A 22137-nucleotide genomic window follows, 5' to 3' on the forward strand; every position below is an offset into this window, starting at 1 on the left:
CTTCTACCGATATAAATCCATTGCAAATTTAAATCTGAACATTTTGCTTAAGCCCCATACCGAGCGCATTATATATATCTATAATGTCTTCCTGCAAAAGCAGATTCTGATTTATCAGATTGTATTCCGCGTTTAGCAGGTTTAATTTATATGTTAAATATGTTATCCGGCCGGCAATGCCCGTCCTGTACTGCACATTGTAAATACGAAACAGTTTTGAGGAGTAGGCAAGATTATTTTCATAGCTCTTTAAAGTTTTAAAATCTCTTTTATAAGAGGCAAGAGCGCTGTCTGTTTCGCTGAACGCATTGATTATCGTGTTTCTATAATTAAGCACGGCCTGTTCGTATTGAAGTTTAGACCTTTCGTAAATGCTTATATTTTTCTTGTAATTAAACAGGGGCACCAGAATATTTAAACCGAAGCTCCATACGCTGTTTGCATCGGCAATAAAATTATTTAGGCTAAAACTTGCATAGCCGTACTCGCCCGTGAGGTTAAATACAGGAAAAAAATTGGCAAGGCTTGCTTTTTTAGCATAAGCATAAGATAATACATTATATTCCGCTTCTTTAACATCGGGTCTTTTAGTCAGTATCAGCGAAGGAATGTTCGGAGGTATCAATCTGGTATAATTTATGTTATTAAAGCCGTTAAAGTTATATTTTTTTGTTTTTTTCCCGATTTTAAATTTTTCGGGGTATTTTCCTAAATAATAAGCCAGCGTATTTTGTGTAATCTCTTTTAGTTTTATAGAATTATTTAATTCGGTTTTTATCGCCTCGAGAGCAATTTTTGCATCTAAGGCGGGTTCACCGTTTATAAGTCCGTCTTTATACTGAACTAAATTAATCTTTAAAATTTCTTTTTCGGCAAGGTATTGCTTTTTTAAATTCTTGATTCCTGAATTAAGAGCGATTATCTGGAAATAGGACTGTGCAACATTGCTAATGAGCGTTAATTTTATAACATCTGCGTCTTCTCTGGAAACCGAAACATTTGCTTTAGCCTGATTTACCGCATTGTTAATTTGATGCCATACATCTAATTCGTAAGAGGCGTTTAACCCTGCCTGATTTAAATTATAGATAATTGTGGATGCGGACGCCCGTCCGGATGATATGGAAGATTCATAACCCGGCAATTTATTTCTTGAACTAGCGTAGCTAAAATTAATATCAGGAAATAAATTAGATTCGTTTTGGGATACATAGGTTTTTGCAACCTGAATGTTTTTTACGGCAATCAGATAATTTAAATTATTCTTAAGGGCTTTGCCGACTAAGGTATTAAGTTCTTTATCTTTAAAGTTTTTCCACCAGTCGTTTTTTATGGGATAACCCCGGGTTTTAACCGAATATTTAAATTTCTCCGGTATTTTTACCGCAACTTTTTTTGGCGCGGCATATAAGGCGCACCCGCTAAAAAAAAGCGATAAACCCAGATAAATTAAAATTATAAATTTCCTTTTCATTTTTATAAAAATTTATTGACCGGAAATTAAATTTGTTATATTCTAAATTATACTGACTATAAAGTCATATTGCAATATAAAAAATTAATTACGATTGAACCGGAGCCGGATTTATGTTAAAGCGTTTTTTACTGACATTTATCGTTTTACTGATTATATTTGGCGGATTGTTTGGATATAAAGCTTATAATGACCACGAAATGAAAATTGCTATGATGAAGCGCAAATATCCGCCCGCATATGTATCTGCGGCTTTATCGAAAATCGGCGGCTGGCAGCCGTATATACGGACAATAGGCAATGTGGTATCCGTTAATTCGGTAAATGTAACCACCCAGGTCCCGGGACAGGTGGTAGGCATATATTTCGGTTCTGGCGAGTTCGTTAAAAAGAATAAAATTCTCGTCAAATTAGATGATTCCCTCCAGCTTGCCCTGCTTCAACAATATAAATCACAATTAATAGCAAACAAATTTAACTATGAGCAATACAAAAAAGCATATAAAAAACATGCCGTATCTAAAGCATCTTATATTCAGATGCTATCAGCATTAAGGCAAAATGAAGCATTAATTAAACAAACCGAAGTTACGCTGCAAAATATGACTATCAGGGCGCCTTTTACCGGTGTAGTAGGGATAAGAGATGCCGGCTTCGTAAATTTAGGACAGTATATCAATCCAGGCGCCAATATTATTTCTCTGTATTCCGTCAACCCTATGTACGTGGATTTTACAATGCCCCAAAACGATTTAAGCAGACTTAAAGTTAATCAGAAAATAGACATTAGCGTAGATTCGTATCACGGTAAAATATTTACAGGCATAATAAAAACAATAAGCGTTAATGTCAACAATGTTTCCCGCAATATAACCGTCAGGGCGGAGGTGAGCAATCCGAATATGATTTTAAGACCGGGCATGTTTGTAACGGGGAGCGTTTTACTGCCCGTAATACACAATGTAATTACGGTGCCTGCAACCGCCGTGACATATAATCCTTACGGAGATTTCGTTTATGTCGTGACGAAAAAGAACGGCGAATATATAGCAAATACAGACTATGTGACGGTTGGGGACCAGAGGAACGGCGAGGCGGTTATATCCAAAGGCTTAAAAGCCGGCGAGACGGTTGTCACGGCAGGACAGGTTAAACTAAGAAACGGCGCCGAAGTAATCATCAGTAAAAACGGACAGGGGAATTCGGAATGAACGGTTTAAGGCACAACAAAGCGGGCAATTTTACCGATATATTTATAAAAAGACCCGTTCTTGCTATAGTTTTGAGTTTAGTTATACTCATCTTGGGCGCAAGGTCATTATCGGAACTCAGTTTAAGGGAATATCCGAAAGTAGAAGACACCTTAGTTACCGTGCAGACCGCATATCCGGGCGCCACGGCAAATGTCGTTCAGGGTTTTATAACTATGCCGCTCGAAAGGGCGATTGCTTCAGCGGAAGGCATAGATTACATAACATCGTCAAGCACCGAAGGCATAAGCACGATAAGCGTATTTATGAGGCTTAATTATAATCCTAACGCCGCCCTTGCCGAGGTACTTTCGGAGACCAATTCAGTTTTAAATCAATTGCCTGCGCAATCACAGCGCCCCGTTATTACAAAAACAAGCGTAACTAATTTAGCCTATCTGTACCTGGCTTTTACATCCGGGTCTATGAGCGGTTCTCAAATAACCGATTATATAAGCCGGGCGGTGCAGTCCAAGATACAGTCGATAAACGGTGTCGGACAGGTAATGATATACGGCAATAAGTCTTTCGCAATGCGAATATGGCTTAATCCGAAAAAAATGGCAGAATTTAATGTTACGCCGGTACAGGTTTCACAGGCTCTTGCAAATAATAACTATATTTCCGCAAACGGATATACTAAAAGCAACTATATACAGGTCAATGTTTCCGCCGATACTTATTTGCACAATATAAAGCAATTTAAAAATTTAGTTGTCGCAAACGATGGCGGAACTCTGGTTAGAATCAAGGATATCGGTACCGTAGAACTGGGTTCGCAAAAATATGATGCCGGAAATATTATGAACGGAGAAAAAGCCGTCGTGATGGGTATATTTACGACCCCTACCGCCAACCCTTTGACCGTCGTAGGCAATATAAGGAAAATACTGCCGTCCCTGAGAGCGCAATTGCCTGCGCATCTCAAGCTAAGAGTGGCATTCGACAGGACGACCTTTATAAGAAGTTCTATAAGCGAAGTCGTTAAAGCAGTGGTGGAAACGATATTAATAGTTATTATCGTTATATTTTTATTTCTCGGTTCGGCCAGAAGCGTGATAATACCGATAATTGCAATACCGCTGTCCATTATCGGGGACCTTTTTATTATGTTTTATTTGCATTACTCGATAAACCTGCTAACGCTGCTTGCAATGGTTCTGGCTATAGGGCTTGTAGTCGATGACGCCATAGTAGTAGTGGAAAATGTCAGCAGGCATATAGAAGAAGGGAAAAAACCCGTAGAAGCGGCGCTTATCGGGGCAAGAGAACTGGGCATTCCTGTTATAGCTATGTCTATTACCCTTGTTGCGGTGTTTTTGCCCATAGGTTTTATGTCCGGTCTTACGGGGGCTTTGTTTACCGAATTTGCATTTACTCTGGCAGGCGCGGTGATAATATCGGGTATTATCGCTTTAACGCTATCACCCATGATGTCGTCCAAATTTCTTAAAACGGATATGGGCAAAAAAGGTTTTACGCATTTTTTGGATGTTACATTCGATAAAATTAAGTCGATATATTTAAAAATATTACATAGCGTATTGGATTATAAACCGATAGTCGCATTTGTGATAATCGTTGTGTTAGCAAGTTTATATTTTTTATTTATAACGACAAAAACGGAACTTGCTCCGACCGAGGATCAGGGGGTTGTATTCGTTATGGGAACTGCCGCTCCAACCTCTACATTTAACAATCTTAATGTTTATGCTAAACAAATCGGGGATATATATAGGACATTTCCGGAGCTCAGCCATTACTTTATGGCTTTAGGAGCTTCCGGCAATAATTCCCTTATATCGGGTTTTTTGCTTAAACCGTGGAGCCAAAGAAAAAAAACACAGATGCAGTTGACGCCGGAACTTCAGGGTAAGTTAAACACCGTGCCTGGTTTAAAATTAGTCGCCTTTCCTCTGCCGAGTCTTCCAGGTTCCCAAGGTTTACCTGTCGAGTTTGTTATAACTTCCGCCGCAAATTATAGCGAATTAAGAAGTGTTGCAGACGGCCTTGAGGAAAAAGCCATGAAGAGCGGCTTGTTTTTATATATGGACAGCGACCTTAAATACGACGAACCCCTCTTGAATGTTTCTATCGACAGGAGCAAAGCTCAAAACATGGGTATAACTATGCAGGAAATAGGCGATACGCTTTCCACGATGTTGAGCGAAAACTATGTAAACTGGTTTGAGATGCAGGGTTACAGCTATGAAGTAATACCTCAGGTTATGCAGAAATACAGATTTAACGCAGGTATGTTAAAAAATTATTATATAGCCGCTTCTAACGGAAATATGGTGCCGCTTTCGAGTTTTATAAAAATTAAGACATCCGTAGTGCCGGAATCGTTAAACCAGTTTAATCAGCTAAATTCCGTTACGATATCCGCCACGACTAAACCGGGCGTAACTATGGGGCAGGCGCTTAGCTATCTCGAAAACATATCTAAAACTATATTTCCTATAGGCTTTACATATAATTTTGCCGGGCAGTCCAGGCAGTATGTCGAAGAAGGTTCGACTATGATTATAACCTTTTTTTTCGCCCTGATAATTATTTATTTAGTTCTTGCGGCATTATTCAATAGTTTTGTGGACCCGCTTATCATACTCGTAAGCGTTCCTATGTCGTTAACCGGAGCATTGATATTTTTGAGTCTGGGCTTCGCCACTATTAACATCTATACGGAGGTTGGACTTGTTACGCTGATAGGACTTGTCAGCAAACACGGTATTCTTATTACAAGATTTGCAAACGATTTACAAAATGAGGGCATAGACAAACGCAGCGCCATCGAGCAGGCATCCGCAATCAGACTCAGGCCGATATTAATGACCACTGCAGCGATGGTTTTCGGGGTCGTACCTCTTTTAATCGCCACAGGGGCGGGGGCAGTAAGCAGATTCGATATAGGATTAGTGATAGCCGCAGGATTGGGCATCGGCACATTTTTAACTATATTTATAGTGCCTGCCGTGTATATGTTTATCGGCAAGGATATAAATAAGGATATAAATAAGAAAAACGAAGATTAGGGACTTTTATATTTTTATGCTGTCCCTGTTAAATTTTAATCAACCTTTAAAACCTTAATAGCCGCCAGGGCAAGTTTATGCAATAATTCCGGCGGCATCTCTTTGTTTCCGCTTATCGAACCTTCATAAACAATGGATTGAACCGCTTCCTCATTAAAACAATTCTCATTTTCGCTTATATAAATTAGTTTTTCGATAAGCCGGCGCTCCCAGTATTTTTTTATATGGCCGGTTATTTCATTAATTGCCGAATCTTCGGGATAAGGGGCAAAAATTAAAACAAGATTATAGAACATCCTTATAATTTCACCGCCGTAGGCCGTTTTATTCTTATCATTGCTTAAGCATTGAAGCGGTTCATCGGCATTATATCCATCGCTTGCATATAATTTATTATCGCCGTATTTTTTTACGGACACGGCTGTTACCTTATATTCCGGCGTCTCCGTTGACCAGTCGGAATAGTCGCTGGTAAGCACATTTGTTTTGTATTCCGGAAAATGAAAAGTCGTGGCGACAACCCCCTGTTTCACCCTGCCGCTTATTTTTGCCGTTAGAGTAACTTTTCCCTTTCTGCTTTCTATCAGCGCCGTATCGCCATCGTTAATATTTAAGTCTTTTGCATCTTCCCTGCTTATTTCAAGAATATCTCTATTATACCATACGCTGTTTTCGGTTCTTCTCGTGTTATTGGAACAATTATACTGAAAAAGGTTTCTTACGGTCGTGAGAATATAAGGGTATTTTTTAGACACGCTATTTTTTGAACCTATATAAGAGGTTATAATAAACCTTCCTTTCCCTCTTATAAATTTGTCTTTATGAAGAATTTCGGCGCCAAACGGGTTGTATTCGGTGCACGGCCATTGCAATGAACCGAGCCTGTTAAGTTTATCATAGTTGACTCCCGAAAAAGAAGGAGTTAATTTTGCTATTTCATCCATTATTTCGGAAGGATTGGAATAATTCATTTTATATCCAAGCGCATTTGAGAGGTCTATTAATATCTCCCAGTCGGGCTTACCCGCAACAGGCTCCAAAATCTTCCTGACTCTTTGAATCCTTCTTTCCCAATTTGTAAAAGTGCCTTCTTTTTCAAGGAATGAAGAGCCCGGCAGTATAACATGGGCATAATCCGCGGTTGCATTCATAAATATATCATGAACCGCAACAAACTCCATCGATTTTAACGACGCTATTATTCGGTTGGCATCGGGGTCGGTTTGAACTATATCTTCCCCTAAAATATATAATCCTTTAAATCTGCCTGCTAAGGCATCCCTTAACATATCGGGAAGCCTCATTCCCTGTTCGGGATCAAGCTTGCTATTCCACTCTTTTTCAAACAATAATCTGACATTATCGTCCGATACATGCCTGTAACCGGGAAAAACGGAAGGTTCGGCGCCCATGTCCGCAGCTCCCTGAACATTGTTTTGCCCCCTTAACGGACTGACTCCGACCCCTTTGCGTCCGATATTTCCCGTTAGCATCGCAAGGTCGGCTATGGCAAGCACGCCCGTTGAACCCTGTAAGTGCTCGGTTACCCCCAAACCGTAAAATATCGATGCGTTTTTGGCTTTTGCATAAAGCCTTGCCGCGCCGGCTATATCTTCCCTATAAACGCCGGTTATGGCTTCCGCGGCTTCCGGGGAGTTGTAATCATTCAAGATAAACTCTTCATAAAGATTAAAACTTTCAATGTCGCATCTTTCTTTTATAAAATCGGCATTTAACAAACCTTCCTTAATTATGGTGTAAGCTAAAGCATTTAAAAGAGAAACATTTGTCCCGGGCAAGGGTCTTAAATGGTATTTAGCCGATATGTGGGGGGATTTCGCAACTTCGGTTTCACGCGGGTCGATAACTATTAAATCAGCGCCGTTCCTTGCTGTTTTTCTTATAAATGAACCTACTACAGGGTGGGCTTCGGTAGGATTAGCCCCTATTATCATTATACAGTCCGAATCAAACATGGAACCGAGATCCTGCGTTCCCGCCCCCGCGCCGAATGCAACGCCGAGAGCATATCCTGTCGGCTGATGGCAAACCCTTGCGCATGTATCTATGTTATTGTTGCCAAAACCGGTCCTTATAAGTTTTTGCATCAGATAATTTTCTTCGTTCGTGCATCTTGAGGAGCTGATGCCGCCTACAGCTTTAACGCCGTATTTGGATTGTATTTCTTTAAATTTTTTTGCGGTAAAAAAGACGGCTTCTTCCCATGAAACTTCTTTAAACGGTTCATTTAAACTATTCCGTAAAAGAGGAGTTTTTAACCTGTCGCCGCTCTGAACATAACCCCATGCAAAGCGGCCTTTAACGCATGAATGACCATAATTTGACAGACTTTTATCGTTGGGCATCATTCTTACTATATTGTTCCCCTTATATTCAACATTAAACGAACATCCCACGCCGCAATACCCGCAAGTGGTCGTGGCGGCTGAATCTGCTTTGCCGTGATTAACAACGGTTTTTTCGATTAAAGCCCCTGTCGGACATGTTTTAACGCATGCGCCGCAGGAAACGCATTCGGAATTTAAAAAATTATCTCCAGCTTTTATAACAGAATCAAAACCTCTTTTAATAACGGTTAAGGCAAAATTTCCCTGGACTTCCCTGCATGCCCTTACGCATCTTGCGCATACGATGCACCTTGAAGGGTCAAACCTGAAGTAGGGATTTGATTCATCGACAGCGGCCAACAGATGGCTTTTACCTCTATACCTGATACTCCTTAAACCAAAATAAGCAGCCCAATTCTGTAAATCGCAGATCAGGTTTTTCGAACATGTAAGGCAATCGTTAGGGTGGTCGGAAAGATAAAGTTCCATGAGCGTTCGTTTCAATGAAAAAAGTTTATCGCTATATGTCTTTATCTTCATTCCATTACTTGCGTAAACCGAACAGGCGTAAACATATCCTTTTTTACCTATCATTTCAACTGCGCAAAGCCTGCATGCGCCGTAAGGCAGAAGTTCTTTTGATGCGCAAAGGGACGGTATTATTATGCCTGCATCTTTTGCGGCATTTAATATTGTGGTATTTTCGCAGACCGTTAAATTTTTTCCGTCTATTTCAATATTAACCGTGTTAATCATATAACAATCATGTAACCGTATAGAATATATAAAAGTTAAATTTAACTAAGTATTTCTTCCTTAAAATATTTAAGCAAGCTGTTCACGGGATAATGCATGCCGCTTCCCAATCCGCAAAGGGACAGTTCTTTCATTGTTTCAAGTATTTCAGAAATAATCTTTAAATTATTTTCAACATTTTGTTTGTTTAAAACCCTTTCAAAAAGCTCTTTAAGCCTAATTGAACCAATCCTGCAGGGGGTGCATTTTCCACATGATTCATGTACGCAAAAATCTAAAATATTCGCAAGCACGAGTTTCATATCGGTATTTTCGTCAAATACCACAACTCCGCCATGCCCTAAAAGCCCGCCTTTTTCTGCAACGGCTTCATACGATAACTTTATATCGAGGAATTCGTCCGTTGCCGGAAAATATGCCCCTAAAGGACCGCCGATTTGAACGCACTTAAGATGTCCGCCTTCGGCGGAACAGCCGCCCATATCTAAAACAAGTTTTCTTAAAGAAATACCGGCGGGAAGTTCATAAAGGCCGGGATAGGCAGCCGCACCCGACAACTGAAATGGTATCGTTCCTTTAGAGGTTTCGGTTCCCAACAGACTAAAATCATCTTCGGGGTTATCGATTCTTTGATGCCCTCCAAAACTTTCAAAATTTTTCCGCGCCGAATTCCGGCTTAAAATATAAGCAACCGAGGCAAAAGTCGTAACATTATTTAAAATAGTAGGCTTATCGTATAACCCTGAAATTGCAGGCACGGGAGGACGAACCCTTACCGTTCCCCTTTTATTTTCGATACTTTCTAAAAGAGCCGTTTCTTCGCCGCATATATAGCTGCCTGCGCCGGCTATAAGATTTATATCGAAACTCTTATCCGTTCCAAATATATTTTTGCCCAAAAGGCCTTCTTTATAACTTAATTCCAATGCCTTTTCTAATTTTTTCGCAGCCTTAAAATATTCGGACCTTAAATATATATAACCTTTTTCGGCATAAACGGTTATCCCCGCAATTGCCATGCCTTCGATAACCGCAAAAGGATCGCCCTCCAAAAGCATTCTGTCCGCAAAAGTTCCAGAATCTCCCTCGTCTGCGTTGCAGACGATATATTTAACTTCCGATTTAGCATTTAACACCGTTTCCCACTTTAAATAGGTGGGAAAACCTGCCCCGCCCCTTCCTCTTAAACCGGATTTTTTGAGGATTTCTATTACGGAATTACCGTCCATATTAATGGCATTTTTTATGCCGTTCAGCCCATAATTATTTCCGTAATCGTCTAAAGATAACGGGCCAATAAGCCCTACCCGATTAAAAACCAGCCTCGATTGTTTTTTAAGCTGCGGAATATTTTTGCTTTCGCCAAGAAAAATCTGATTAAAGCCTTTAGAGGCGGTGACATTAAGGCGTGTTGGATTATTGTCGTAACCCGAAAAATTACCCGAAAAAACATTATTTTCAAAAAGCAAACCTGCATTGTCAATAGTTACCGGGCCAAATGCGAATCTGCCGTTTTTATTTTCTATCTCGACAAGAGGTTCAAATTTAAATAATCCCCTTGAACCGTTTCTTATAAGTTGTATATTAATTCCTCTTTTTTCGGCTTCCAAAGATATAACTTTTGCAATTTCATCGGAAAATAATGAAATAGAAGTTGTATCATCGGGTATATATACTTTAACCATGCATTTTTTAATTTAATAAATTAAATTATTTGATTATTAAGTATTTAACATAGGCTGTTAATCTATTATTCCAGCGCTTTTATTATATTTTTAAGATTTTCTATATTCATTTTTCCGTAAATTTTATCGTCAATCATAACGGTCGGACCTGCCCCGCAATTTCCGAAGCAATAAATATACTCTAAAGAATATTTTCCGTCATTTGAATAATAAACGGCATCCGCATCATTTTTAACCGAATTTGCCCTTAAATCAAATCCAAGGTTTTTTTTAATGTAATCGGTAGTTTCTTTTACGCCTAAAGCATGGCAGCTTTCGGACAGGCATACCTTTATAGTATGTTTAGCGGGCAAAGAAAATTTAAAGTCTTTATAAAAGGTGATAAAGCCGTAAACTTCGGCATTGGACATGTTTAGCCTTTCGGCAATTAAAGAAATAGACTTTTGCGGAATATACCCAAATTTATCGTTAAGTCCGTGAAGTATTTTTAAAAGCAGGCCGACATCCGCACCGCCGTTGTAATCTTCTTCTATTGCCGATATAATTTGTTCAACCGTCGGTTCCATGTTTATATTTTATAATCTTTTTTTCTTTTTTTCCATAGCAGCCACAAAAAAATAGCAATAAATAAAGCCGAGATTATTATGATTAAACCGTAATAGCCAAAACTTTCTATTGACGGAATATATTTGAAAAAACGGCTGCCTAAAGCATAACTCCCGTATCCCCAGAAAAGTATCCATAAAGCGGCGCCGGCAGAATTATACAAAAGAAACCGCTTCCAGTTCATTCCCGCGCTTCCCGCAATTATTCCGTTTAACTGACGCGCTCCTTCGATAAAACGGGCGATTAAAACAAAGCCGCCTCCGTAGCGGTTAAAAAATACCATAGCTTTTGCATATCTTTTATGCGTTAATCCAACCTTGCCCCCGTAACGCGCAAGCAGTTTCTCCGCCCCAAAATAACCTATAATAAAACCTATGTTGTCTCCGATGACCGCGCCGCACCATGCCAGCAATAACACTAAAGTTATATTGAGTCCGCCTTCCGAAGCTATTAACGAAACGGAAATCAAGGTAATCTCCCCGGGCGACGGGACGCCGAAATCTTCAAGCATTATTAAGAAAAAAACGGCGAGATATCCGTAATTATGAATAAAAATATAATGAGTTTTAATAAAATCCTGAATTATTGAACTAAGAGGCATGTTTTATGATATTTCGATAACGGGTTTTGACGCAAAATTACTAAATCAGCGTTTATAACGTTTATAACAAATGGTAAATTAATAAAACCGCGCATAAAAAATTATACAATTTTATATAAAATTTATACAAGCTGTTTTTTGCGCCGTTTTTGCGGCAGCTTAGAATGACTTTTTTATAACGGTTTTTATTGGATATGGATTAAGAATAAGATATTGTTAAATCCCTGACACGGAGATTTAATGACTTTTTAAAAAAATGCGATATACTCTTATTATAAAAATAGCAAGATACCATTTAATAATAATTTATTTAAAATTAACTTCTTTATGTTTGTAGGGTATATAGGTTAATTGCGGAAGTCCGTTTCTTAAATAAAAGTTTTTATTTTATCTCGTTCTTTCAGGCGCTGACCCTGATTGTTTAGTCCGCCGCCGTGAGGGTTATTATGAAAAGTAATAATGATAAACCTGTGGAAATAGCTCAAAATATTTATTGGGTAGGCCATAAGCTAGAACATGACACATTTCAATGCCATGCTTATCTGATAGAAAACGGTAAAGATTCTATTTTAATAGACCCCGGTTCCAAAATCACTTATTTTGAAAAGCGCAATAAAATTAGCCAAAAGAATAAGATTAAAAGTGGAAGCGGTTAAACATCCTTATTTAAACGGCAAACAAGTTACGCTAAGCATAGGCGTCGACATATTAAATAAAGACGAACATTTTGAAGTCGCGCTAAAACGGGCGGATACCAAACTCTATTTTGCAAAAAAAACCAGAAAAAATAAAATTTACACAGAATTGTAAAATTCGATTAACCTTATAGAACGGGCAGAGCGCCTTTTTTATCGCTATATTCACAAGCCCTGCCGTCCAGATTTGGGCGGAAGCAAAGGAAATTTCGACCGTGCTTGATGAACGTGTGCCGCTCCGGACGAACGCCGCTGCCCTGCGAACGGCTTTTGCGACTGACCCGGCTCTGCCCGATGTTTGCCGTTGCCGCCACGCGCTTGCCTCTCACGCTGTTGCGGATTGAGCTGTTTTTGCCCTTGGTCTTCGCGGGGCGGCCGATTACGGTTGCCTGCACCTGCGGTACGCGGCACATTAGTTCTTTTTTGTCCGCGCTGTGAATGCTGCGGGCGCGGGGCCTCGGCGGGAAGATTAGCCGGCGGCACAAAGCTGTCAAATGCTACTTTCGGAATTCCACGTTTAATCAATCGCTCAATGTCTTTGAGATAACGGAATTCTTCCTTGTCCACTAATGAAATTGCCACACCGCTGCTACCCGCACGCCCGGTACGCCCGATGCGATGCACATAATCTTTCGGCGCATTCGGCAATTCAAAATTTACAACATGGGGGAGTTGATCGATGTCCAATCCGCGCGCTGCTATATCCGTCGCAACCAGCGCTAACAATGAGCCGTCCTTGAATTGTGCCAATGCCTTGGTGCGTGCGGGTTGGCTCTTGTTGCTGTGTATGGCGGCGGATGGAATGCCGTCAGCAACCAGCTTTTCAGTTAATCGATTAGCGCCATGTTTGGTGCGGGTGAACACTAACACCTGCTTCCAGTTATGATGCTTGATTAGATGCGAGAGCAGGTGGCTCTTAAGGCGTTGCGGCACCAGATGAACGCTATGCTCCACCAGTTCCGACAGGGTGTTGCTGCGTGCCGCTTCGATGAATGTCGGGTTGTGCAGCAGACCACCTGCAAGGGCCTTTATTTCATCGGATAAGGTTGCCGAGAATAATAAGCTCTGATGTTGTTTGGGCAGCAGCGCTATGATTTTTTTGATGTCGCGGATGAAGCCCATATCAAGCATGCGATCAGCTTCGTCCAGCACCAGAATTTCAATGCCTGACAGATCCAGCGTTTTTTGCCCAACATGGTCGAGCAATCTCCCCGGCGTAGCAACGAGTATATCCACATGCCCGCGCAATGCCTTAATCTGGGGATAAATGTTCACGCCGCCGAACACTGCAACGGATTTCAGCGGAAGATATTTGCCATAGGTTTGCGCCGATTCTTCTATCTGGGCGGCAAGTTCACGCGTCGGGGCAAGAACTAAGCATCGCGGACGACCGGAACGAGAATTCGCGGCTGATTTTTCGGCGAGGCGATGCAATATCGGAAGCATGAAGGCGGCAGTCTTGCCTGTGCCCGTCTGTGCGCCCGCCAGCAAATCGCCTCCGGCCAATACCAGCGGAATCGCTTGCGCTTGAACTGGGGTTGGGGTGGTGTAACCCGCGTCGGCAATGGCGCGATTTAAAGGTTGCGCCAGATTTAAGCCGGTGAAAGTAATTTCATTATTAGACAAAGGTATTTTGATATTTTCCTCTTTGTTTACTTCAAATACTGCTTTTGTTTTAAATTTTGAATCGTAATTTTTTTTGTTTTTAAACATTTTTTTCTTTTACACCTCAATTATACTTCAATAATAGTTTTTGCGGATTATTATACGCCTTAAAGCCATATCTAAATTTTTAAGGGATATTATAAATTTAGCACATATTTTTCAAAAATATTATCGCTAAATTATAAAAATCTGCCGTTAGCCTGACCGGGCAACCGGAATTTTTTGTGATCGGACGGTGAGATCCCAAAATGGACGGTGGAAAGTAGACTTATGTTATCTTATCAAAATTTCAATATTTTTTCAATTACTTATTTTTTTAATGTTGTAGATAAAATCATAAGGCCGAAAGGGCGAGCATTAAAACACCTAATAGAATTATAAATGTTCCCTGATAAATCCTCAAAATTTTCGCTTTGGAATTTTTAGAAATAAAAGCGCCGATTTTAGAACCAGTTAAAGCGCCTGCTCCTAATGGAATAATGTAAATTGCCATATGTAAAGGATTTTTAATATAGTAAAAGTGGATTAGCCCGCCTATTAAAGAAATAATTGCCATAATAGATATTATAGTCGAAAAGGCAATCCTTGGCGGGATTTGCTCAACGGCAGTTAAAAAAGTTCCCGTTATTCCCCCTATGCCGATCCCGATAAATCCGGAAACAAAGCCTGCGATTAAAGAAAAAATATTAATCGACAAAGGGCTTTTTATTTCATAATCGTAAGTCGTTCCATTCGATTCCTTAAGAGTCTTTCTTATATGCCCCCTTAAAAAGCGGCGATGCCGGTTTTTTAAGGGGGCAGCATACTTATCGCTATAATTATTTTTATATGCCGCCTGTTTTTTTGTCGCAATCAACGAAAATATTCCGATTCCGATTATAATAAAGGACAAAACCCATTTAAATTGATCTGTTAAGATGTAACGGCTTAATACGGAACCTATTATGATGCCGAAGAGCGCGGGCAGCAAAATCATTAAATAAAGATTTAAGTCGATTGTTTTATCCTTGTAAAAAATATAAGAACCTCCCATGGCGCTTAACATTATGGTAAAAAGAGACAACCCGCTCGATTCCAAAGGCGACAAATGCATATAGAAAATAAAAAACGGGACGAGCAGGATTCCGCCGCCTATCCCGATCGTATTGCCGACAATTCCGACAAAAAGCGCAGTTATAAAGAGGGTAAAATATACTATCAATAAATTTAAAAAATGCATATGCATAAATACATATATTAAACGACATAAATTTTTGAATTGCAAAGTAAATAATGCGGAAGCGTAAAATTTTACGGCGGGAACTTGATTTATATGGAGCGGGAAACGGGGCTTGAACCCGCGACCCTCACCTTGGCAAGGTGATGCTCTACCACTGAGCTATTCCCGCGAAAAGATAACTATAACAATATTTATAGTTGATAACTATTTAATTATATTTTTTATAATTTGTCAATAGCCTATCCTTACTATAAGCTAACAAACCATAAATTAATATTTTCCCAAAATTTTAATTGCGCCGTTCTTTATTTTAAAGCCGAGCAAACTATCCTTTTCACCCAAAACATTCAGCCCGTAAACAGGTATTCCTTCTATTTCGGATTTGCAAACTCCGTGATGATGACCGAAAAAAACAATCTTCGGCTTGATTTTTAAGATAAGTTCCCTGAGTCCTGCGGCTTTCGGATAATATCTCTTTTTATCGTTATCTTCTATAAGAACGCCTTCGGGGGCATCGTGCGAAATAAAGATATCTATATTCCCGTTTGCATGCTTTATTAAATTGTCTATCTCATATTTGGTGTAATATCTATCTGCCTCACGATGATTAAAATATTCGGGGTCATATTTTCCACCAATTCCTGCAACAACAAGATTTTCGGTGTTGCCGCCATTGAGACTTGCATCTTTGCCGCTTTTATATGCAGCCATTCCTGTTCCGGCTTTAATATCAGCAACCGTCCCATTCGGCACATAAAAGAGATTCTTAAGTATCTCGAAATCCCCCGACAGTTTTACGGCTTCAAGGAAGTTAAAATCCTCATTGTTGCCGTTTATAAAATATGTTTTTATGGGAACGGCTCTTTTTCCTTTATGCCACTTTGGAAAATCTCCTGTCCCGCCATGAAGTTTAGTTATTCCGTCATGATTTTTTTCGTCTATCCATATGCCAAAATCGCCAACCTGTAAAACAACATCAAAGCTAATTTTAAGCTTTAATTCAAAATCCCTTATATTTTCATAAAATTTGTCGATTCTTCCGTGAACATCGCCCGCAACGCATATATTCATTCTTTAGATTATATTATCTTACTTTTTTAATACGGAAACTTTTAAATTAACATTATCTTTTATGAAAGAGATAAAATCCCGTAATCCGTTATTTTCGATATTTTCCGCTTTCGAATTATTTTTGCACGATGTTTCGAAAATCACCAAATCCTTATTTATAGACAAAGCATTTTCCCTTATTTTAGCAATATCGGAATCCAGAACGGACAAAAGGTCAATTTTATTTATAACCATGACTTTAGACTTATAAAAAGCGGCAGGATATTTTAAGGGTTTGTCATCGCCTTCCGTTATCGAAAGAACCACAACCTTTATATCCTCGCCAAGATTAAACGCCGTGGGGCAAACAAGATTTCCTACATTTTCTATTAATATTATATCCGCATCCTTTATGTCTAAATTATTAAGCGAGCCGTTCACCATTTTTGCATCTAGATGACATGTCCCGTTTGTAATAATTTGATATGCAGGAACATTTAACTTATCTATTCGTTTTTTATCTAAATCCGTCTCGACATCCCCCTCTATAACTGCTACCTTAAAGCCGTCCGATTTTAAAATAGGAACTATAGATTCCAGCAACGATGTCTTGCCCGAACCCGGAGAGCTCAAAAAATTCATAACAAAAGCCTTTTTGAATAATGCTTTATTTTTATTTGCGATAATATCATTTGTTTCTAAAGCATTCCTCTGAATCAATAATGACCTGCCTGCGCGCCTTTGACTCGAATTTAACATGGTGATAACAAATATACTCTATTAAATTTTTTTTATTTACTTTTTTATGATTTTATAGTTTTCATTTTACATTTTAATGCCGTAACATTATCAATTATTTTATCAATCAACCAGAATTTCCTGAATGGTTATTTCATCGCCGCCGGCTGGAATAAAATCGAGCAAAACATTCTTAAATCTTTCATCGTTTAAATTTTGAAACGCAAAGACAAGGTAATTTTTATCAATCCCGGAATATTTGCCGAGATTTAATTTTACCTCGCTGACACTTTTTACGCCTTTTAAATAGCCGTTTTCTTGAAGCGTATCGACTATTTCTAAGGCTATGGAAAATTCGTGCATAAAAAAATCAATAAAAAAATTCAAAACTTAATTTGACATTTTATATTTTAATGATAATATTTTATATATTATATATCATTTAATTTCTAAATATAATAATTTTAATAAAAAATTATAAAATTACCATATATTTATAATGTAATAATTAATTAAATTTATTTAATTAATAATGTAAAATTTGTTTATAATTTAGGAGGTTATATGGGAAATGGCAAAAGAATCCGCGCCGCAAAAAATGAAAACGATAATCCTTTTTCAATGCCCGAAGAGGATAATAATTTCAATTTCAAATGGGACCCCTTAAGGAATATCGCGGACGACCCTGACGAGGTTTTAAAAAGGGTTGATGAACGGTTAGACAGCCTTGAAAAAGAGCGCTTTAGCGGCAAAAAAGATAAAGACGGCAACCTTGAAAATATCTTTAGTCTCCATGGAGTAACAAGAAGGGACTTTATCAAATGGAGTGCTTTCTTAACATCGGCCATGATGCTCCCTTATATATTCAGTCCCAGAGTAGCGAGAGCCGCCAATATACTGACAAGAACCCCTTTTATATGGCTTGATATGGCGGATTGTATGGGAAACACCGAAGCCTTTATCAGAACCGCCCACCCCACGCCCGCCGAAATAATTCTTAACTATGTCAGCGTGGATTATATGGAATCCATAATGGCTCCCGCCGGTTATCAGGCGGAAGCAAGACGAATAGAAACCGTCAAAAAGCATAAAGGAAAATATATTTTAGTAGTGGAAGGTGCAATCCCTACAGGTCTTAACGGAAAATTTCTCACTATCGGAGCAAAAGGAGATTCTGGTCTAAAAATTGCCAAAGAAACATCCAAAGATGCAGGCATTATAGTTGCGATAGGCAATTGCGCTTCTTACGGAGGCATACCCGCCGCACGCCCAAATCCTACTTCGGCCGTCGGTCTCAGCTCCGTTACAAACAGGCAGGTTATAAATATCCCCGCCTGTCCGGCAAACCCGGTAAATGTCGTAGGCACTTTAGTGGAATATATATTGGTGGGAAAAGCCCCTCAGCTTGACAGCCTTGGAAGACCGCTGTGGGCATACTCCGGAAGGCTTCACGATAACTGTTATAGAAGGGGGCATTTCGAAGCGGGCGAATATGTGAGGCAATGGGGCGACGAGGGGGCAAAAAAACAATATTGCCTATATATGATGGGATGCAAAGGGCCTTTTACATGGAATAACTGCACCGTGGTGGAATATAATCAGGATATAAGCTTTCCTATGAGAGCGGGACACGGTTGTATCGGCTGTTCTCAGCCCGCATTCTGGGATAGAATGACCCCGTTTGAGAAGCCCAATGCGGATGCAAAAATTATACTCCCCATGGTCGAAGCTACCGCCGATGAATTCGGCGTGGCTCTTCTCGGAGCGGCCGGCGCCGGAATTGCGGCTCATGCTATATACACGGGGGTTAAAAAGAAAAGAGAATCCAAAAAAACATCTGAAAAGAAAAAAAGTGATTCAGATAAAAATGATGACAATAATGACAAGTAAAGAATAAGATAATATAAAATCCCGAATCAATATGGATTCCCGCCTTCGCGGGAATGACTGTACTTAAATATTAATAAAATATTTGGAGGATATATGGCAACAAAGATTATAGTCGATCCGATAACCAGAATAGAGGGACACCTGCGAATAGAAGCGATTCTTAACGGCAATGAAATAACCGAAGCATATTCATCGGGCACTCTATTCAGGGGGATAGAACTTATACTTAACGGAAGAGCTCCCGAAGACGCAGGGCTTTTTGCCCAAAGAATTTGCGGGGTCTGTACCTATGCCCACTATGAAGCCGCCACATGGGCGGTTGAAAACGCTCTCGGCATACATCCTCCAAAAAATGCCAGAATTGCCCGCAATATATTAAAAGGCGCACAAATGGTTCAGGACCATTTAGTCCATTTTTACCAGCTTGCCGGTTTGGACTGGGTCGATATAGTGTCTGCGCTTAAAGCCGACCCGAAAAAAACGATGGATCTGGCGTATGCCTATACAAAGACGCCTTATAACGCGAGTTTAGCAAGATTCGAAGAAGTAAAGGCAAGGCTCAACAACTTTGTCAAGTCGGGCCAACTCGGGCCTTTTGCGGGCGGCTATTGGGGAAACCCGTCTTACAAACTTCCCCCCGAAGGAAACCTTTTGATAGCCTCGCACTATTTAGACAATCTTAATATTTTAAGAATACCCGCCCAAATCATAGCGATTTTAGGAGCAAAAGACCCTCATCCTCAAACCTGCGTGGTCGGCGGCATTTCATCTATCGCGGACATTATTAACCCTCAAAGAATGGATGATATTTTATTCAGGATAGGAAAAATTACCGACTTCATCAATAATGCCTACATACCGGATTTGCTGACCGCGGCTGAGTTTTATAAAGAAGAAGCTCTTCAGGGCATCGGCGGCGGACTTAAAAACTATCTTTCGTACGGCGCATTTCCTCAAACGGATGATGAAAATCCGGATGATTATTATTTAATGAGGGGTATTATATTCGATAGAGACCTCGGCAAGGTTCACGGTTTGGATGAAAAAAAGATAACGGAGTTTGTTACGCATTCATGGTATAAATACCCGAATGAAAAGGTAGGGCTTAACCCGTCCGTCGGAATCACGGACCCTGATTATACAGGCTTAAACAAAGACGGAAGCCTTAAAGAAGACGAGAAATACAGCTGGCTTAAATCTCCGAGATATGAAAATAAGGCTATGGAAGTTGGACCTCTTGCGAGAACGTTGGTTGCATATGCCAAAGGAAATAAAACTATAAAATCTTTAGTGGATTACGTCCTAAAAACATCGGGGTTGCCCGTAACCGCGCTATTTTCCACTCTTGGAAGAACGGCGGCAAGAGGAATAGAAGCGAAATACGTAGCCGACGCATTAGAATCATGGACATTAGAACTGATTAAAAATGCGGCGATTGACCAGACAAGCTGGACAAAGTATGATATGCCTTCGAAAGAAATTACGGGAATCGGACTCGACGAGGCTCCAAGGGGGGCTTTAGGCCACTGGGTAAGAATAAAAAATAAGCAGATAGCCCATTATCAAATAGTAGTGCCATCGACATGGAACGCTTCTCCGAGAGACGCATTTAACAACCCGGGGGCTTATGAAGCATCTTTAGTCGGCGTTAAGCTTGCAAACGCTTCCGAGCCTCTTGAAATTTTGCGGACGGTTCATTCGTTTGACCCCTGTTTAGCCTGTGCCGTCCATATAATAGACCCGAAAACAAATGAAATAAAAAAATTTAAAATTAGTTAATTTTCATGTTTTTATATTTAATTAACTTTTAAAATGGGGTTAATTATGGAAAATAAAGAAAAAAAATACGGCGATATACAATTAGTCCACAGAATGACGGTTATAAAAAGAATTATACACTGGTCATTTTTTTTAGCTATCATTAATAACATCATTACGGGCTTTTATATAGCCTATCCATTTCTTATATTTGGAAAAACCCCTGCGCAATCCGATTCCCTTTCAAAAGGGATTATTAATTCAGGAGAAACATATCAGGCATTCATAATGACATGGATGAGGGAATTCCATTTTATCGGCGCTGTTATTATAGATGTTATTTTTATCGTCTGGCTGTATCTGGCTTTTTTTTCGTGGAAAGAGCCTCTTTATAAAAGCTTTATACCTTTCGGGGATAAAATAGCGGAGGCGGGGAGAATGGTTAAGCACTACTTCACGCTCAAAGACAAGCCTGAAACAACCCGATATCAAGACCCTTTAAATGCCGTAATATTCACTATTTTTCATCTGCTTATTTTACTTCAAATGGTAACCGGATTTCAGATGTATGTGGCTTCGTTTACCGGAACTTCGGCCGTAGGCGGTTGGTGGCCATGGCTTATGCATTTTACGACCGATTGGACGCTTGTCGTATTCGGCGGACTGACGGGCGTTACGCTTGTTCATCTTTTTACAATGTGGCTGATTATAATATTTATAGTTTATCATATTTATATAGAGGTTTGGCGTTCGGTAATGTGGAAAGAAGGGGATATCCTGATACCGTTCGGAGGATATAAATATATCAGAAATAAAACGGAAACGGACTGAACCTGAACGGGATTTTTACTTATGACTGGAATTATAGGAATCGGAAACCTGCTCTTAAAAGACGAAGGATTCGGGATTCACTTTATCGATTATCTTAGAAAAAAATATATTTTCGACTTAAATCTGAGAATAATTGACGGAAGCACAATGGGCTACGGGCTTTTGGACGACATATTTAACCTTGACAATATTATTGTCATAGATGCCCTTAAAACAGATGAAAACCCGGGAAGCATATTTAAATTCGACAGCAAAAACATCCCGGTTGATTTAATGAAAAAAACAGCCCATGATGTTGAATTTATCGATGTAATAACTATGTGCAGCCTTCAGGGGCATAACCCGAAAATAACAATTTTTGCAATATCTCCAGAAGACATAAGTAATGTTGGAATGGATATTTCATTCCCTTTAAAAAATGCGATTCCAAGGCTTGAATCTCTCGTTCTGGAAGAGATAAAGCCGTTTGGCATAGAATGGAGCATAAATCCTGAATATCGCAAAATTGCCGAATTTAAACCTTTAATTTAAACCGG

At 39.6% G+C, this 22137-nt stretch carries 18 protein-coding genes and 1 tRNA gene; 8 read left to right on the forward strand and 11 right to left on the reverse strand.

Annotated elements, in window-relative coordinates; all coding sequences use genetic code 11:
• Positions 1 to 28: 28 nt before the first annotated feature.
• Entirely contained in the window at positions 29 to 1474 is a 1446-nt protein-coding gene (locus tag EVJ47_05710) for a TolC family protein (protein ID RZD14661.1), read from the reverse strand.
• Between the two features lie 113 nt (positions 1475 to 1587).
• Here EVJ47_05710 and EVJ47_05715 point away from each other — a divergent pair, with 113 nt between their 5' ends.
• Together EVJ47_05715 and EVJ47_05720 are read left to right on the forward strand one after the other, a co-directional pair.
• Positions 1588 to 2685 (forward strand): efflux RND transporter periplasmic adaptor subunit, encoded by a 1098-nt coding sequence (locus EVJ47_05715; GenBank protein ID RZD14662.1) that lies wholly within the window; start codon positions 1588 to 1590, stop codon positions 2683 to 2685.
• Positions 2682 to 5759 (forward strand): multidrug efflux protein, encoded by a 3078-nt coding sequence (locus EVJ47_05720; protein RZD14663.1) that lies wholly within the window; start codon positions 2682 to 2684, stop codon positions 5757 to 5759. The genes EVJ47_05715 and EVJ47_05720 overlap by 4 nt, the downstream gene beginning before the upstream one ends.
• A gap of 35 nt (positions 5760 to 5794) precedes the next feature.
• On the opposite strand, the gene EVJ47_05725 is transcribed toward EVJ47_05720, so the two are convergent.
• The 4 genes from EVJ47_05725 to EVJ47_05740 all read right to left on the reverse strand — a co-directional run bounded on the left by EVJ47_05725 (position 5795) and on the right by EVJ47_05740 (position 11755).
• On the reverse strand, positions 5795 to 8863 hold the full coding sequence (locus EVJ47_05725; protein ID RZD14664.1) for a formate dehydrogenase subunit alpha: 3069 nt from the start codon (positions 8861 to 8863) through the stop codon (positions 5795 to 5797).
• Positions 8864 to 8904: 41 nt separating this feature from the next.
• Positions 8905 to 10548 (reverse strand): formate dehydrogenase, encoded by a 1644-nt coding sequence (locus EVJ47_05730; protein ID RZD14665.1) that lies wholly within the window; start codon positions 10546 to 10548, stop codon positions 8905 to 8907.
• 65 nt (positions 10549 to 10613) lie between these two features.
• Positions 10614 to 11114, reverse strand: a complete 501-nt coding sequence (locus EVJ47_05735; GenBank protein ID RZD14666.1) for a formate dehydrogenase — start codon at positions 11112 to 11114, stop codon at positions 10614 to 10616.
• Positions 11115 to 11116: 2 nt separating this feature from the next.
• Positions 11117 to 11755, reverse strand: a complete 639-nt coding sequence (locus EVJ47_05740; protein RZD14667.1) for a DedA family protein — start codon at positions 11753 to 11755, stop codon at positions 11117 to 11119.
• 446 nt (positions 11756 to 12201) lie between these two features.
• On the opposite strand from EVJ47_05740, the gene EVJ47_05745 reads away from it, so the two are divergent.
• Together EVJ47_05745 and EVJ47_05750 are read left to right on the forward strand one after the other, a co-directional pair.
• Positions 12202 to 12411 (forward strand): hypothetical protein, encoded by a 210-nt coding sequence (locus EVJ47_05745; protein ID RZD14668.1) that lies wholly within the window; start codon positions 12202 to 12204, stop codon positions 12409 to 12411.
• Positions 12353 to 12565: a diguanylate cyclase gene (locus EVJ47_05750; protein ID RZD14669.1), complete on the forward strand. Its 213-nt coding sequence runs from the start codon at positions 12353 to 12355 to the stop codon at positions 12563 to 12565. Before EVJ47_05745 ends, EVJ47_05750 begins: the two co-directional genes overlap by 59 nt.
• 50 nt (positions 12566 to 12615) lie before the next feature.
• On the opposite strand, the gene EVJ47_05755 is transcribed toward EVJ47_05750, so the two are convergent.
• From EVJ47_05755 to EVJ47_05780, 6 genes are all read right to left on the reverse strand, one after another.
• The gene (locus EVJ47_05755) at positions 12616 to 14163 is read right to left on the reverse strand and encodes a DEAD/DEAH box helicase (protein ID RZD14670.1); all 1548 of its coding nucleotides are present in this window, start codon (positions 14161 to 14163) and stop codon (positions 12616 to 12618) included.
• A 286-nt stretch (positions 14164 to 14449) separates the two neighbouring features.
• Positions 14450 to 15340, reverse strand: a complete 891-nt coding sequence (locus EVJ47_05760) for a sulfite exporter TauE/SafE family protein (GenBank protein RZD14671.1) — start codon at positions 15338 to 15340, stop codon at positions 14450 to 14452.
• Positions 15341 to 15428: 88 nt separating this feature from the next.
• Positions 15429 to 15503: transfer RNA gene (locus tag EVJ47_05765), tRNA-Gly, on the reverse strand.
• Positions 15504 to 15604: 101 nt separating this feature from the next.
• Positions 15605 to 16405: a hypothetical protein gene (locus EVJ47_05770; GenBank protein RZD14672.1), complete on the reverse strand. Its 801-nt coding sequence runs from the start codon at positions 16403 to 16405 to the stop codon at positions 15605 to 15607.
• Positions 16406 to 16423: 18 nt separating this feature from the next.
• Positions 16424 to 17143, reverse strand: coding sequence for a hydrogenase accessory protein HypB (gene hypB, locus EVJ47_05775; protein RZD14673.1), 720 nt, complete (start codon positions 17141 to 17143; stop codon positions 16424 to 16426).
• A 102-nt stretch (positions 17144 to 17245) separates the two neighbouring features.
• A complete protein-coding gene (locus tag EVJ47_05780) occupies positions 17246 to 17485 on the reverse strand; it encodes a hydrogenase maturation nickel metallochaperone HypA (protein ID RZD14674.1) in 240 nt (79 codons plus the stop codon).
• A 258-nt stretch (positions 17486 to 17743) separates the two neighbouring features.
• Here EVJ47_05780 and EVJ47_05785 point away from each other — a divergent pair, with 258 nt between their 5' ends.
• From EVJ47_05785 to EVJ47_05800, 4 genes are all read left to right on the forward strand, one after another.
• On the forward strand, positions 17744 to 19012 hold the full coding sequence (locus EVJ47_05785; GenBank protein RZD14706.1) for a hydrogenase: 1269 nt from the start codon (positions 17744 to 17746) through the stop codon (positions 19010 to 19012).
• Between the two features lie 93 nt (positions 19013 to 19105).
• Positions 19106 to 20791, forward strand: coding sequence for a nickel-dependent hydrogenase large subunit (locus tag EVJ47_05790; protein RZD14675.1), 1686 nt, complete (start codon positions 19106 to 19108; stop codon positions 20789 to 20791).
• A gap of 33 nt (positions 20792 to 20824) precedes the next feature.
• A complete protein-coding gene (locus tag EVJ47_05795) occupies positions 20825 to 21601 on the forward strand; it encodes a Ni/Fe hydrogenase (GenBank protein ID RZD14676.1) in 777 nt (258 codons plus the stop codon).
• Positions 21602 to 21622: 21 nt separating this feature from the next.
• Positions 21623 to 22132, forward strand: coding sequence for a hydrogenase maturation protease (locus EVJ47_05800; GenBank protein RZD14677.1), 510 nt, complete (start codon positions 21623 to 21625; stop codon positions 22130 to 22132).
• Positions 22133 to 22137: the final 5 nt, after the last annotated feature.

The sequence above is a fragment of the Candidatus Acidulodesulfobacterium ferriphilum genome (assembly GCA_004195035.1).
GTDB lineage: Bacteria > SZUA-79 > SZUA-79 > Acidulodesulfobacterales > Acidulodesulfobacteraceae > Acidulodesulfobacterium > Acidulodesulfobacterium ferriphilum.

Bases quoted from the DNA above. Each gene is read 5' to 3' on its own strand.
- EVJ47_05710 (RZD14661.1), bottom strand. From the start codon at position 1,474: ATGAAAAGGAAATTTATAATTTTAATTTATCTGGGTTTATCGCTTTTT.
- EVJ47_05715 (RZD14662.1), top strand. From the start codon at position 1,588: ATGTTAAAGCGTTTTTTACTGACATTTATCGTTTTACTGATTATATTT.
- EVJ47_05720 (RZD14663.1), top strand. From the start codon at position 2,682: ATGAACGGTTTAAGGCACAACAAAGCGGGCAATTTTACCGATATATTT.
- EVJ47_05725 (RZD14664.1), bottom strand. From the start codon at position 8,863: ATGATTAACACGGTTAATATTGAAATAGACGGAAAAAATTTAACGGTC.
- EVJ47_05730 (RZD14665.1), bottom strand. From the start codon at position 10,548: ATGGTTAAAGTATATATACCCGATGATACAACTTCTATTTCATTATTT.
- EVJ47_05735 (RZD14666.1), bottom strand. From the start codon at position 11,114: ATGGAACCGACGGTTGAACAAATTATATCGGCAATAGAAGAAGATTAC.
- EVJ47_05740 (RZD14667.1), bottom strand. From the start codon at position 11,755: ATGCCTCTTAGTTCAATAATTCAGGATTTTATTAAAACTCATTATATT.
- EVJ47_05745 (RZD14668.1), top strand. From the start codon at position 12,202: ATGAAAAGTAATAATGATAAACCTGTGGAAATAGCTCAAAATATTTAT.
- EVJ47_05755 (RZD14670.1), bottom strand. From the start codon at position 14,163: ATGTTTAAAAACAAAAAAAATTACGATTCAAAATTTAAAACAAAAGCA.
- EVJ47_05760 (RZD14671.1), bottom strand. From the start codon at position 15,340: ATGCATATGCATTTTTTAAATTTATTGATAGTATATTTTACCCTCTTT.
- EVJ47_05770 (RZD14672.1), bottom strand. From the start codon at position 16,405: ATGAATATATGCGTTGCGGGCGATGTTCACGGAAGAATCGACAAATTT.
- hypB (RZD14673.1), bottom strand. From the start codon at position 17,143: ATGTTAAATTCGAGTCAAAGGCGCGCAGGCAGGTCATTATTGATTCAG.
- EVJ47_05780 (RZD14674.1), bottom strand. From the start codon at position 17,485: ATGCACGAATTTTCCATAGCCTTAGAAATAGTCGATACGCTTCAAGAA.
- EVJ47_05785 (RZD14706.1), top strand. From the start codon at position 17,744: ATGCCCGAAGAGGATAATAATTTCAATTTCAAATGGGACCCCTTAAGG.
- EVJ47_05790 (RZD14675.1), top strand. From the start codon at position 19,106: ATGGCAACAAAGATTATAGTCGATCCGATAACCAGAATAGAGGGACAC.
- EVJ47_05795 (RZD14676.1), top strand. From the start codon at position 20,825: ATGGGGTTAATTATGGAAAATAAAGAAAAAAAATACGGCGATATACAA.
- EVJ47_05800 (RZD14677.1), top strand. From the start codon at position 21,623: ATGACTGGAATTATAGGAATCGGAAACCTGCTCTTAAAAGACGAAGGA.